Source organism: Thiorhodococcus mannitoliphagus, from assembly GCF_010915725.1.
In the GTDB taxonomy this organism is placed as follows: Bacteria; Pseudomonadota; Gammaproteobacteria; order Chromatiales; family Chromatiaceae; genus Thiorhodococcus; species Thiorhodococcus mannitoliphagus.
Genome location: NZ_JAAIJR010000015.1, coordinates 1 through 13,590 on the forward strand (window position 1 = coordinate 1; position 13,590 = coordinate 13,590).

The following is a 13,590-nucleotide window of genomic DNA, read 5'->3' on the forward strand; positions in this document are numbered from 1 at the left end:
GAGTTGTTCAATAGATTGAAATATAAATGGTTTATGGAAAATGAATAACGTTGGCTATTCTTAGCCTGACGGCTATGGGGCTAGGGGGGATTTCGGGCGGCATCGCTCGCATCGGGAAACAATTGATGGACACGCTCTTAGTCGCGCCAAAAGGTTCTTAGTCGCGCCAAGAGGGCAGCTGCTAGCGAGGCTCCGCCTCAAACCGACGAGTCATGCCATCGGGATCGCTATCGTCGGTTCGATCCCGAGACCGAGACCGAGACCGAGACCGAGACCGAGACCGAGACCGAGACCGATACCGATACCGATACCGATACCGATACCGATACCGAGACCGACGGCCTTGGATGGTCCGACGCTTCATCGAAATTTGACTCATCTGCAAGCATTTTGCGCCCTCAAGGATGCTAGTTCAGAGTCAAGTCGCGGCCCTGGGCAGGTGCAGGACCTTCCAGGATTCGATAGTACTTCAGCACGGGAAGGGGCAACCTAAGCTCGACCCTTTGCGCACTGGGCTTCACGAATGTCATGACAGACTTGTAGGGACCAAGCGGCGAACTGGCACCTTCCAAACGGTAGGCGCCAGGCTTGAGCGCATAGGTTGACAGGACCCACTGACCGCCGCGGTTCGACATGAGGTAGCCACCATAGGGCCGCGCAAGTGGCTCACCGACGAAGACCCCCTGCCCCGGCATCAGCACACTTTGCCAATAGGCCTCGAGCAGCGTCGACCCCGTCACGTAGGCGCGGATCACAGCCCTTACATCAGGAAACTTCGCCACGAAATTGCAGGGCTCCGTCACCGTCCCATAACTGCCCGTCGCGCCCGCATCCAGCCATCGCAGGCTGCTCATCTGATGGCTATCGGTCAGCTTGCCTCCCGTCGATGTCAGGTGGTCCGCGATCGCGCCAGGGCGAAAGCCATTGGTCGTCAGCCTCGGCACCTCAACCGCGCCTGTGAAGTAGAAGAGCACATCGGACTTTCCTTGAATGAAGTCGGCGGACAGACGCCGGATCCGCAGCGCTTCACCCAGCTCACGAATCGTCTCGGCGTAGCCCTGCGCCCGCACGTTCCGAGCCTTGTCGGAGGTGCTAACCAGGTAAGCCGTCCCCGATGGTCGTGTGTTGTCCGCAGCCACGCCGCGATCGATCAACGCCTGAGCCGCTTCGAACGTTGGACCTGGAATCATCATCGTCGGCCGGATGCCGTCAGCCGCGAACGGCCGGCGACTCTTGGAGGCAAAGTAGGGACTCGCCTTGGTTAGACGACAGCCCGAGGCGCAGTAGTCCTCATCGAAGCCAAGCGCAAAGGCGGTCGTGATCGACATACAGTCGACGCGATAGGGCTGCGTCCAGGTCAAGGCGTAGGCTTGAACCTCCTCCGGTGTCTGTGATTGGACACGGGCGTAGACCGACTCGAACTCAGACGCCGCGATCTCGGAACTGCCCGCTCGAAACGACACCTCGATCACATGATCCGTAGGCACGCCGCGCGCACGACGGTAATAGCGACCAACGGCAACGCTGATCGGGTCCCGGCGATTGACGATGATCGCAATGTCTTCCGCTGCCAAGGCTTGCTTCGGGAGCAGCACCACGGGGGCCGCCTGAACCGGCGCCTTGGCACTCAAGCAAAGACCGAGGAGCAGGCCGCTCCAGAGCCATGAGCTGGCACTGCCGAGGGAGTTCAACGTCAAGACGCGAGGACCGGGTAGACGGGGAACTCGAGTGCGCGGAGAGAGCCCCCGCGCCTGTTCGCTGACAGCAGGGTCGCCGGCATGCTCAGTCGAATTCGATAAGATGCCAGACCATCCTCCAGGTCCTTGGCGGGTGCGAAGCGACCCCTCGAGCAGTCGATCGTGGGCGCGCACAGAGACCTGATGCCCGCCCATGAAACATCGACTCGAAAGGCTGAAGTCAAGCCGACCGATCTCCGGTCAGCCCGCGGTTGCGGCCCTGGACGACAGAGCCCCCAAGGTCGCGCGCGCCTCATCCAATCCAGGGAAGGTCGACCCAGAATCCACCGCGGCAGTCAACATCGCCTTCGCCTCGTCGTCGCGTCCCAGGCTCGCGTAGACCATGCCGAGATGAAACTGCATCTCCGCTGGCACTGACTCAAGCTGACTCACCGCCTTCTCCAAGGTCGACAAGGCGCCCTCGGCATCGCCATTCCTGAATTGCACCCAACCCAAGGTATCCAGCAGGACCCACTGCTCAGATCCCGCGAAACCCTGGACGAGATCCATGGCGCGGGACAGGCTCACCGGATCGTCCTTACGGGCATTCGCCAAGAGCATGGCGAGATTGTTAGCTACTGCGTCCGCCTCAGGGTTGCTCTTCAGAACCTCCTCATAAGCAGCGATGGCCTCGTCGTAACGTCCCGCATCCTGGAGCGCAATCCCCAATCGGAACACCAGGAAGGCATTGCGGTCAGTCTCGTTGATACCGGTGCGCAGGGTCGAAACGGCCTTATCCAGATCACCGGTCCGCACAGACAAGTCCGCCATGCGCGTGTAGGCGCTCGGCGTCTTCGGATAGAGGCTGATGACTTGCGCGAACTGGGCTGCGGCCTCGTCGAAACGCCCGGAGGACGCGTAAATCTCGCCCAGCAGATTGAGTGCCGCGGCATTGGCGGGATGCTGACTCAAGTAAGCCGTGATGCTCGCCTCCGCATCCTCGACCTGCCCCAGGAGCAGATAGCTACGCGCCAGCGCGAGCATCGGCTCGACCGCGTCGGACCGCTTCTCGATCGCCACCTTGAGCACGTCGACGCTCTCTGACAACTGACCCTCCCGCTGCAGCACGAGCCCCTTGAGGTAATAACCCAGCGGGTGGTCAGGCCGACGCTTCAGGATGCTCTCGGCAGTCTGCGCCATCGCCTCCCAATCCTGCTGAGAAAGCTGGAGCTTGGCCAAAGCACTCTGCACCTGAGTATCGTCGGGAACCTTCTCCAGAAAGCCTTCCAGGATGCGCGAAGCACCAGCCATATCTCCGCTCCGCACCAGAATCTGCGCCATTTCCAAATAGGCCGCAGGCTCCGCCGGCGCGACGTCGATCGCCTTCTGCAAGGCGTCTTGCGCCAACGTGATCTCATCGCGCATCTCGTGCGCCCTTGCCAGGAGCCGCAGCGCACGCGTCGATTCCGGATCGTTCTGCAAGGCATCGCGCAGATCAGGAATGGCCTCGTCCGGCTTCTCACGCGTCAGCGCGATTGCTGCACGCAGCGTCAAGGCATCGACATCGCGCGCGTCCTCCTCCAGCACCTCGCCCAGGAGCACCAACGCCTCGTCCGTCTGCTGCTGAGCAAACCTGAGCGCCGCCAGCCGATTCCGCGCTTTCAGGCCTGCCGTCCCAGTGCCATCCCGCTCGATGATGGCGCGATAGACAGCCTCAACCTTGTCCCGCTGCCCGAGGCTCGCAGCCAGCTCAGCGAGCGCGAAGCGCAGGTCGTACTCATCCGGAGCCTCGGCGACGAAGCCATCCAGAATCCCGAGACCAGCCTCGGCCCCCTTCTCCTTGACCGTCCATTCGACGAGCAAGAGCTTTGGTTGTACTTCATCTGGATTTGCTGCAATGGCGCCGCGCAGCGCCTGCTCGGCCGCCTGCTGGTCACCTTGCTGCGTGAGAAAGGCCGCGAGCCTGGCGGTATGGACGAGCTGGGATGGCTCGATCCGCGTCAAGGTCTCGAGCTGCTCGCGCGCCTTGGAAGGATCTCCGACCAATTGATACCCCGCGGCGAGAGACAAACGCAGCTGCACATCGTCCGGATGCGCCTCCACCGCGCGCTCGAGAAGCTTGACCGCCTCTTCGGTCGCGTTCTCGGCGCGACGCACCTCGGCGAGCAGCAAGAGGGCGTTGCGATGACTGGGATCGACCTCCAGCGCGGCTTGCGCATCAAGCGTCGCCGCGTCCAAGTCACCCTCTTTGGCCCGCACTGCACCGCGCAAGGCCAAGGCATCGGGATCCTTGGGAGCGAGCGCCAGCACGGCCTCCGCGTCCGCCAGCGCATCCTGGAGCTGGCCAGCATCGAACAGCAACTGCCCGCGCTTGAGGTGCGCATCGGCATAATCAGGCTTCAGCTCGACCGCCTTGTTATACCCCCCGAAGGCAGCGCTCCAGTTCTGCTGACCAGCCTCGATCTGAGCGAGTTGGAACCAAGCCTGCGGATGCTTGGGATCGATCTGCAGAACATTCTTGAACTCGAGCCGCGCCTTGACCGGATCGCCTTCCTCAAGCAGCTCCAGGCCGCGGTCGAAGTAGGCTTGTTGGCGGTCTTCGGAACCGCAGGCAACCAGCAAACACAGGCCCAATAAAGGCCCAATCCTTAGAAAAATCTTCATTCAGCGTCAATCTCTCTCAAATGGCTAACGTGGACCCCATGCGGCACTAACACCCCATCGGCCAAATGGCGGAAGTCATGGTCATGAAGGTATTGCTCCTCGCTGCTGCAGCAGGCCCAGGGCGATGCAGTGCGACAAACAGTTCTTTCTCTGCAGCATCGACGCTGAACACCGGGATGCCTTTGCGTTGTGCCTAACGGCGCAAGGCTGCAATGTGGCGAAACTGCGCGTCGCGCTCTTGGAGATCGACCACACCCATGATCAGCTCCTTGGGCAACGCGCGACGGCGAAAGCCGGCCTGATCCAGCCAGGTGGCGGCGCACTCGGCCTGACTCGCCGCTTGGGCGTTGCGAGTTGTGGTGTTGATCGCCGGATCGTCCAGTCGGTTGAGCCGGCACCGAGCGTCGTTCAGGCAAGGCGACTTGGGAGCAGCGCCTCGCCGCGACGGTCGCGCAATCGCGGCAGGGTACCGCTCCCACCGACCACGCGGTTGGACCAGAGTATGGTCAATGCCTGCTCGAGAGCTTCACCAAAGCAAGCTAATCTTCAAAATCCGCAAGGCGTGGCAGCTGAATCGACGGCCCTAGCCGGGTTAAGGATGCAACTAGTGCGGCTATCCTTGCCACCTGCTGTTGACACCTCTAGCGAGGCTTCGCCTCAGACCGACGAGTCATGCCATCGGGATCGCTATCGGAATCGGGATCGCTATCGTCGGTTCGATCCCGATCACGATACCGACGGCCCTGGATGGTCGGACGCTTCATCGAAATTTGACTCATCTGCAAGCATTTTGCGCCCTCAAGGATCCTAGTTCGACGTTTTCACGTGCAAAGCGTAGAGCATATCCTCATCCGCAATATGGTCGATCAGCCAATCCTGCGTGATCTCCAGCGCGCGGTCCGCCAGATCTTCGCTCGGACCGAAGATCATCAGGTCGTTGTCAAGCTCGTCTAGACGTCTAAAAAAGGCGGCGTGCTGCTGCAGGTGCTCCTTCAGGCCGGGATACGCATGCTTACGCATGAAGTCCACCTCCGTGTCGAAGTGCTTTTCTGCGTAGTTCCTCATGAAGGTGATGGCGTCGACGACGGCGCTCTTGCCCTCCCGCCCCAGAATACCCTCGTAGAGCTGATGGGAAGCCACGAAGAATCCCTTGTGCTGCTCATCAATGTCGGGGATTCCGATGAGATAAACGTCGGACCAGTCTTTTAGCATTCGACACCTGAATTAAAAGCGTTATCAAGATATTACGCATCGTCGAACCAAGGCGAGCCGCCGCGCCGAACAGGCACGTCGGCAGTCTTGGCTCCACCAAGCCGCCATCCTAAGCCAGTGGCGGCCGCTTTGGAATCGCCCTGAACAGAGCCCCCGATCCCCGACAAAGCCATCAGCATGACGTCAAGCGCGGACGGTCGGTACCAGCAAACCACGAAACCAGCCTTCCATGATCCGATCTCTTTGCTAGAGTAGAGTGATCGGGATTGCCTGGTCCCGCCATCACTTTGGAGTTAACTGATCGTGGAACCTGAATTTGCAGAACGCTCCCAGCGGATCGGCAGACGGCTGCGCGCCGAACGCCAGCGGCGCGGCTGGTCCTTGAACGACCTGTCCACCCGAACCGATGGCGCCTTGTCCAAATCCAGGATTAGCAACTACGAGCAAGGAATCCGGCGCATGGGATTGGAGGCCGCGCAGCACCTCGCTGCAGCCCTAGAGACCGTGACCCCAGCCTGGCTCCTCCTACTCGAAGAGGACAGCCGCCTGAGCGACACAGAGCTGGCGCTCATCAAGGACTTCCGAGCCTTGGATACCAAGAGCCAGCAACAAGTCATTGACTTGGCGCGAAACAAGAAGTTGCAGGATGCAGATCGAGCAGCGTCCTAGGAGGAGGACAGCGCGTCAGCTTGCACCAACGAAAAAGGCCGCATGAAAGCGGCCTTTGTGGGATTCTGGTGGCTACGCCCTGACTCGAACAGGGGACCCTCGCATTATGAGTGCGATGCTCTAACCAACTGAGCTACGTAGCCGGAAAGATTGCGAAGTATAGAGTCGCACCCTTACCCTGTCAACGCCGAGCGGAGCGATGCTAGACGTTGAATCGGAAGTGAATGACGTCGCCGTCCCGCACGACATAGTCCTTGCCCTCGGAGCGTAGCTTTCCGGCCTCCTTTGCCCCCTGCTCACCCTTGCAGGCGACGAAATCCTCGTAGCCGATCACCTCGGCACGAATGAAGCCGCGCTCGAAGTCCGAGTGAATGACACCGGCTGCTTGCGGAGCCTTGGCTGCGGCGGGAATCGTCCAGGCACGCACCTCCTTGGGGCCAGCGGTGAAATAAGTTTCCAATCCGAGCAGCCGATAGCCCGCGCGCACGACGCGGTTGAGTCCTGGCTCATCCAATCCCAGATCGGCGAGAAACTCATCGCGCTCGTCCTCGTTCAGCTCGACGACCTCCGCCTCGATCGCGGCACAAACGGCGACGACTTCCGCTTGCTCCTCCGCCGCGAGCGCCGATACGCGTTCCAGATAGGCGTTATCGGTAAAGCCATCCTCTGCCACATTGGCGATGTACATGGTTGGCTTCGCGGTCAGCAGAAAGAGATCGCGCAGCTCCTCCAGCGCACTCTCGTCGAGACCCATGGCGCGCACCGGCCGACCGGCATCGAGGTGTGCCTGCACCTCTTCTAGAATGGCCTTGCGCTTGAGCACCTGCTTATCGCCGGTCTTCGCCATGCGCTGAGCGCGATCCAGCGCCTTGCTGACCGTATCCAGGTCAGCCAGCGCGAGTTCCGTGTTGATGACTTCGATGTCGCCCAGGGGGTCGATCTTGCCGGCGACGTGAACGACATCATCGTTCTCGAAGCAGCGCACGACGTGGGCGATGGCATCCGTCTCGCGGATGTTCGCGAGAAACTTGTTGCCCAGCCCTTCCCCCTTCGACGCGCCGGCCACCAGTCCGGCGATGTCGACGAACTGCATGGTCGTCGGCAAAATCTTTTGCGGCTTTACAATGCCAGCAACGACGTCGAGCCGTGCATCTGGCAAGGGCACGACCCCGACATTGGGATCGATGGTGCAGAACGGATAATTCTCGGCCGCGATCCTGGCCTTGGTGAGCGCATTGAAGAGCGTCGACTTGCCAACATTCGGCAGGCCGACGATACCGCATTTGAATCCCATGAGCGTGATCCCGCTGAAAAACTCGCCGATTCTACAGGAGACCAGGGAGCAGGCGCTATCCGAGCGAATCCAGACGTCCGGCGAAGCCGATGAGGATGCCCGCGCGCGCTGCGGCAGGAATCAGCGCTTCTCGGCTGGTTCGCGGTTGTAGCGGTCCTCGAATCGAACGATATCATCCTCTCCGAGGTAGCTACCGGACTGCACCTCGATGACCTCGAGCGGAATGCTCCCAGGATTTTCCAGTCGATGCGTCGAGCCGACAGGAATGTAGGCGGACTGGTTCTCCGTTAGCAGAAAACTGCTGTCGCCGCAGGTCACCCGCGCCGTACCAGAGACAACGATCCAATGCTCGGCGCGATGATGATGCATCTGCGAAGAAAGCGACTCCCCCGGATGGACGACCAGCCGCTTCACTTGATACCTGTCGCCCCGGCCGATCGACTCATAGGAGCCCCAAGGGCGGTGAACGCGCTGATGGTGCATACACTCATCCCGTTGCTCGCTCTGCAGGAACTGAGTGACCGCCTTGACATCTTGCGCCGCGTCCTTGGTCGTCACCAGCACGGCATCCGGCGTCTCGACGACGATGAGGTTGCTCACACCGACTGCGGCGACCATTCTCGATTGCGCCACGATGAGGTTGTCTGCGGACTCATGCACGAAGGCATCCCCGTCGAGCACATTCCCCGCCGCGTCCTGGTCGCGCACCTCCCAAAGGGCCGACCATGCGCCGACATCCGACCAGCCGACATCCAGCGGGATGACGACAGCCGTCGGCAAGTTCGCGGACGCCTGCTTGCCGGAGGAGAGCCGCTCCATCACCGCATAGTCGATGGAATCACTCGGGCAGGCCGAGAAGCGGTCAGTGTCGAGACGCAAGAAATTGCCATCCAGGGTCGCGCTCGAGAAAGCGTCGCTGATGGCGCCTACGATATCGGAACGAAAACGCTCGATCAGATCCAGCCAGACGGACGCCTTGAGCACGAAGATACCGCTGTTCCAAGCGTAGTCCCCGCTCGCCAAATAGGCCTCCGCCGTGGGAATGTCCGGCTTTTCGACGAACTCATCGAGCGCGAAGGCCTGATTGGCGAGCCCCGCCATAGGATAAGCCGCCCCTTGACGGATGTAGCCATAGCCTGTCTCCGGCTTACCTGGAACGATGCCGAAGGTCACGACCGCACCCTCGCGAGCAATCAGGTAGGCATCCGCGACCGCCGCACGAAAGGCCTCCTCGTCACGAATGGTGTGGTCCGCAGGCATCACCAGCAGCACGGGATCCTCTCCCGATTCCGTCGCGACCTTGGCGGCCAGTGTCAGCGCCGGCGCCGTATTGCGGCCGGCAGGCTCCAGAAGGATGCGCGCCGCATCGCGACCGATGACGCGGAATTGCTCCGCGACCAGGAAGCGGTGTGCCTCATTACAAACGACCAAGGGATCGAGCTGACCGATTGCCTCCCGCGGATGCTCCTCCGTCAAACCATCCAAGCGCCGCACCGTCTCCTGCAGCATGGTGTAATCGCTCGTCAGCGGCAGAAATTGCTTGGGGTAAGCTTGGCGCGACAAGGGCCAGAGTCGCGTTCCAGATCCACCGGACAGAATGACGGGCTGCAGTGACATGGCGAAGTCCTGTTTCAGAGTGGCAATTCGAGCCGTAGATTAGAGCAACGCCGCCCTCAAGGGTCAAACCCACTAGCGAAGTGAGCCGTACATGAGCATCGAGCTAAGACATCTTGCAGCCCTGCTAAGAGAGACTGCCGCAGAAGAGATCATCCCCCGTTGGCACCAAGTTCAGGCCAGGAGCAAAGGTGACGGCAGCCTGGTGACAGAGACCGATATCGCCGCCCAGCGCCGCATCGCAGACGCCCTCGCCCGGGATTTTCCGGAGATTCCGCTGCTTGGCGAAGAGATGAGTGCGCAGGAGCAGGCGCGCGTGCTCGAAGGCTCCTCCCCGAGCTTCTGGGCTCTCGACCCTCTTGACGGCACCAGCAACTACGCGAGCGGCTTTCCCTTCTTCGCCATCTCGCTGGCACTCATCGAGCACGGCGAGCCGGTGCTCGGCCTCGTGCTCGACCCAGCGAGGGACGAATGCTTTTGCGCAACCAAGGGTCAGGGCACCACGCTAAACGAGCGCCCAATCCGCATCGACGCCCATCCAGCGAGCCTGCCCGAATGCATCGCCGTCATGGACTTGAAACGGATCCCAAGAGAGCGCCTAGCTGGCCTCTTCCGCCCGGGCGGTTTCAGGTCGCAGCGCAACATCGGCTCAGTCGCATTGGACTGGTGCTGGCTGGCGTCTGGCCGTTTCCAGCTCTACCTGCACGGCGGACAAAAACTCTGGGACTACGCCGCGGGCAGGCTCATTGCCGACGAGGCCGGGGCCGCGACCCGGCTCTTCGCCGCCAAGGGCACACAAGCAGCGTCGTCATCCAGCCTGGAGCCGCACCTGGCCATTGGCGCCGCTCATGAGGCTCTTCTAGAAGACTGGGTCGGCTTCGTCGACCTACCCTTCACTGAAGCAGGTGACTGAGCGATCCAAGCACCCCGACATCAAGCGCCACACAGGGTCAGTGAGGGTTGAATCAACTCATCCTAGCCGCAGCTTGCTCATAGCCGACTTGCCGACGCGTCGCGACTTAGCAAGTGTCCATCAATTGTCTCCCGCTGCGAGCGATGCCGCCCGAAATCCCCCCTAGCCCTCCTTTGCAAAAGGGGGTGGGAAGTTGTTGGTGGAGACTTTCTTACGATCACCCCACGAACAGAGGAGCAGTCATGATGAGCGAAGACCAATCTGGTCTCGACATGGATCTCGCCAGCGGAATCGCTGCCTTCGAGTCGAAACAGTTCTCCCGAGCAACGGGCCTGCTATCACCGCTCGCGGAGCAAGGCAACATCGAGGCTCAGTACCGCATGGCCATCATGGCGCAGAACGGGCTCGGAATGCTGCCAAATCCGCTTCTGGCCTACAAATACATGAAGCATGCCGCTGAAGCCGGCCTGGGGCTCGCGCAACACGGCCTCGCCTTCATGTACATGCAAGGTGAATGCGTCGACCAGAATCCGGAAAAGGCCATCGCCTGGTTCCAGAAAGCCGCCGACCAGGGCTTGATCGGCTCCCTGACCACACTTGCGATGATGTACGAGGAAGGCCAAGGGGTCGAAAAAGACCCTGAAGAGGCCAAGCGGCTCTATCGACTTGCCGGTTTCGAGGAGCGCTGAGTCAGGCACAACAAATCTCGGCAAATAGAGCCGCCAGCACTACCACTCACCGCACCGATTTCGCTATACTTAAGAACTGCGTTGCCGGGGTGGCGAAATTGGTAGACGCATCAGACTCAAAATCTGACGGGGGCAACCCCGTGCCGGTTCGAGTCCGGCCCTCGGTACCATAATCAGATCAAGGGCTTAGGCTTCACCGCCTAGGCCCTTTTTCTTTGCTGTGATGCTCCATGGCGCACTCACGGCGCACTTCCCCGCAACATTCCACAACAAAAGCGCGTCCGGCCCGCCCGGAGTCCGCGATCCCACCTGCACCCCGAGACACAGCCCAAGCAAGGCCAATCATTCTCGTCGCAGGCTCGTTTTCGCGAGCGAATGCGCCCTCAGTGCGCCATAACTCCGTGATGCGAAAAAAATACATTACTAACCAATATTTTGCGGCTACTCTCCATCAGACTTCATATCTGATGTTGGTCTTTTTTGCCGTTTGTCGTAAGCTTTTGCTGTAGACGAACAGACCCCGAGTCGGCTGGTACCCGACCCGAGGCCCTGACCACTACCCGACCTGAACAGGAGGCCCGGCAATGGCTACCCCTAAGTATATCGCCCACAACTGCTCGGCCATGGGGAATTGACCCATGGCCACCATCACCGAACGCACCGACAGCACCGGTGCCACCAGCTATCGCGTCGAGGTTCGACTGAAGGGTCATCCGGCGCAGCGTGCCACCTTCACTCGCAAGACCGACGCCAAGAAGTGGGCGCAGCAGACCGAGGCTGCGATCCGCGAAGGCCGGCACTTCAAGACCATCGAGTCTCGTCGACACACCTTGTCGGACTTGATCGATCGTTACATCCGAGATGTCTTGCCCAGGCCACCCCGGAAGTCCAAGCGGCCCCGCAGTGCTAGGAGTATTGCCATCATCAAGTCACAGCTTGAGTGGTGGCGAGGCGAGTTGGGAGCCTATACCTTGGCCGATCTTACGCCCGCCAAGATCGTCGAAGCGCGAGATAAACTCACCCGCACCATCAAGCGAGATGGCCAACCCATGTCCTCCTCGACCGTGGTCCGCTACATGGCACCACTGTCCCATGCCTTTGGTATCGCGGTCCGTGAGTGGGGCTGGATCGACGACTCTCCCATGCGAAAAGTGGAGCGGCCCACTGAGCCGGATGGGCGTGTGCGCTTCCTCTCCGACGAGGAACGTGAGGCGCTGCTGACTGCCTGCCGTGAATCCCGTAATCCGTGGCTGCACACGGTTGTTGTTCTGGCCTTATCCACGGGGATGCGCAAAGGAGAACTGATGGGTCTTCGCTGGCCTGACGTGGATTTGCCAAGAGGTCGGATTACCTTGCGTGAAACCAAGAACGGCGAGACTCGCGTGGTTCCACTGACTGGTCCTGCTCTCGCCTTGCTGAAGGAGCACGCGAAGGTTAAACGGCTGGATACCGATTTGGTCTTTCCAGGACAGGCCCGCCCCTCGAGTCCAGTTCAACCCGTCGACCTTCGGGCCGCATGGGAAGCGGCACTCAAACGGGCGGAGATCAAGGATTTCCATTTTCATGATCTTCGCCACACGACGGCCTCCTATCTCGCCATGAACGGTGCCAGCCTCGCCGAGATCGCCGAGGTCTTGGGCCACAAGACCCTGGCCATGGTGAAACGCTATGCGCACCTGAGCGAGGCCCACACGGCTTCGGTGGTGGAACGGATGAACGCGAGGTTTCTCGCATGACGGTCGACTGGTCTCTCTACGAACGCCCCCACTACACTATTGCGGAAATCGTGCGCTATTGGTGCAAGCTGCCCGATCAGAAGAACCTGTCTCTCGACCCAAAGACGCGCCTACCAGTGGCTGATCCAGACCACCCCGAGATCAAAGTCCGCACGGATATTTTGGTAGACGCTATCGAGTCCTACCAATTACGGCATGAGGCCGCTCGGGATCAGAAGTCCCGCTACAGCAGAGGCGAAGGTATTCAATGGCGCCACAAAGTCGTGCGCAGAGACGACCTCAAGGATTGGTTTTGGCGTTATAGGTCGGAACGCCCGCCCTTTCTTTTTTGGGAGGAGATCAGCGAGGAAGAGACACCCTCAAGATGGCCATTCACTCACGACACGAAATTGCTAGAGATGGTCCGCTGGGTCATCCAGCAGTATTGGGAGGACAAAGACCCAGAGCTTTGGCCGACCAAGGAGCTTGTCGTTGAGAAGCTCAAGGATTTGCATGGACTCACGCAGAACGAGGCGGAAGCCGTGGACCTGGTGACGCGGCATGACTCCAGACGGCGATCTTCGCCCCAGGTACCACCTAGCAAAGCCAGCAAACACAAAGGCTGAAGGCCCATTCACGCCTGAGGTGCCACCTCGCAAGTGGCACCTGTACCCACTAAAACCGCCCGCCGAAACCGCCAATAGTTCGCACCATCGCAAGCCTCAATCCGTGGCTTGCAGTGACCGCGAGGTGCGAATCATGCCCACAATTCCAGAAACCCGTCTGATTCCCGTTCCGCGTTGGAACGACTACCACGCTTGGCCCCCTCAAGGCGGATTGCGTCACCTGATCTTCTACGCCGAGACCAATGGTTTCGCCAGCGCTTTCAATCGGGTCGGTCGGCGCGTCCTCATCGACGAGTCGGAATTCTTCCGCATCGTGGCGGCCCGCAACACGAATGACCAAGCCGCTTAGGAGAACGCGCAATGAGTAAGACAAGATCTCATCGCGCGGCTTGGCGCGAAAAGCAGCAACGTCGATATGAAAAAGCCACGGGTGATGACCGTGGCTTTGAGACGCAGAGAGATTCAGCGTATTCTTTGAGCCGTCGCGGGCGCCCGGCAAGGCAACCCGCATAAAGCAA

11 protein-coding genes and 2 tRNA genes are annotated in these 13,590 nt (G+C 60.5%); 7 read left to right on the top strand and 6 right to left on the bottom strand.

Going from position 1 to position 13,590, the window contains the following annotated elements:
* Positions 1–407: 407 nt before the first annotated feature.
* The 3 genes from G3480_RS05355 to G3480_RS05365 all read right to left on the bottom strand — a co-directional run bounded on the left by G3480_RS05355 (position 408) and on the right by G3480_RS05365 (position 5,552).
* A complete protein-coding gene (locus G3480_RS05355) occupies positions 408–1,697 on the bottom strand; it encodes a TIGR03790 family protein (RefSeq protein ID WP_240905605.1) in 1,290 nt (429 codons plus the stop codon).
* Positions 1,698–1,937: 240 nt separating this feature from the next.
* Positions 1,938–4,310: a tetratricopeptide repeat protein gene (locus G3480_RS05360; RefSeq protein WP_164652649.1), complete on the bottom strand. Its 2,373-nt coding sequence runs from the start codon at positions 4,308–4,310 to the stop codon at positions 1,938–1,940.
* Positions 4,311–5,147: 837 nt separating this feature from the next.
* Positions 5,148–5,552: a bacteriohemerythrin gene (locus G3480_RS05365; RefSeq protein WP_164652650.1), complete on the bottom strand. Its 405-nt coding sequence runs from the start codon at positions 5,550–5,552 to the stop codon at positions 5,148–5,150.
* 303 nt (positions 5,553–5,855) lie between these two features.
* Here G3480_RS05365 and G3480_RS05370 point away from each other — a divergent pair, with 303 nt between their 5' ends.
* On the top strand, positions 5,856–6,221 hold the full coding sequence (locus tag G3480_RS05370; protein ID WP_164652651.1) for a helix-turn-helix domain-containing protein: 366 nt from the start codon (positions 5,856–5,858) through the stop codon (positions 6,219–6,221).
* Between the two features lie 66 nt (positions 6,222–6,287).
* On the opposite strand, the gene G3480_RS05375 is transcribed toward G3480_RS05370, so the two are convergent.
* The 3 genes from G3480_RS05375 to G3480_RS05385 form a co-directional block, all read right to left on the bottom strand.
* A tRNA-Met gene (locus G3480_RS05375) sits at positions 6,288–6,364 on the bottom strand.
* Positions 6,365–6,423: 59 nt separating this feature from the next.
* On the bottom strand, positions 6,424–7,515 hold the full coding sequence (gene ychF / locus G3480_RS05380; RefSeq protein WP_164652652.1) for a redox-regulated ATPase YchF: 1,092 nt from the start codon (positions 7,513–7,515) through the stop codon (positions 6,424–6,426).
* Positions 7,516–7,635: 120 nt separating this feature from the next.
* Positions 7,636–9,132 carry a mannose-1-phosphate guanylyltransferase/mannose-6-phosphate isomerase gene (locus tag G3480_RS05385; protein WP_164652653.1) on the bottom strand — a complete coding sequence of 499 codons (1,497 nt, stop codon included), beginning with the start codon at positions 9,130–9,132 and terminating at the stop codon, positions 7,636–7,638.
* A gap of 91 nt (positions 9,133–9,223) precedes the next feature.
* Here G3480_RS05385 and G3480_RS05390 point away from each other — a divergent pair, with 91 nt between their 5' ends.
* The 6 genes from G3480_RS05390 to G3480_RS05415 all read left to right on the top strand — a co-directional run bounded on the left by G3480_RS05390 (position 9,224) and on the right by G3480_RS05415 (position 13,421).
* Entirely contained in the window at positions 9,224–10,042 is an 819-nt protein-coding gene (locus tag G3480_RS05390; protein ID WP_164652654.1) for an inositol monophosphatase family protein, read from the top strand.
* 245 nt (positions 10,043–10,287) lie between these two features.
* Positions 10,288–10,731: a tetratricopeptide repeat protein gene (locus tag G3480_RS05395; RefSeq protein WP_164652655.1), complete on the top strand. Its 444-nt coding sequence runs from the start codon at positions 10,288–10,290 to the stop codon at positions 10,729–10,731.
* Between the two features lie 83 nt (positions 10,732–10,814).
* Positions 10,815–10,901: transfer RNA gene (locus G3480_RS05400), tRNA-Leu, on the top strand.
* 468 nt (positions 10,902–11,369) lie between these two features.
* A complete protein-coding gene (locus G3480_RS05405) occupies positions 11,370–12,467 on the top strand; it encodes a tyrosine-type recombinase/integrase (protein ID WP_164652656.1) in 1,098 nt (365 codons plus the stop codon).
* On the top strand, positions 12,464–13,072 hold the full coding sequence (locus tag G3480_RS05410; RefSeq protein WP_164652657.1) for a hypothetical protein: 609 nt from the start codon (positions 12,464–12,466) through the stop codon (positions 13,070–13,072). Before G3480_RS05405 ends, G3480_RS05410 begins: the two co-directional genes overlap by 4 nt.
* Positions 13,073–13,205: 133 nt before the next feature.
* Entirely contained in the window at positions 13,206–13,421 is a 216-nt protein-coding gene (locus G3480_RS05415) for a hypothetical protein (RefSeq protein ID WP_164652658.1), read from the top strand.
* Positions 13,422–13,590: the final 169 nt, after the last annotated feature.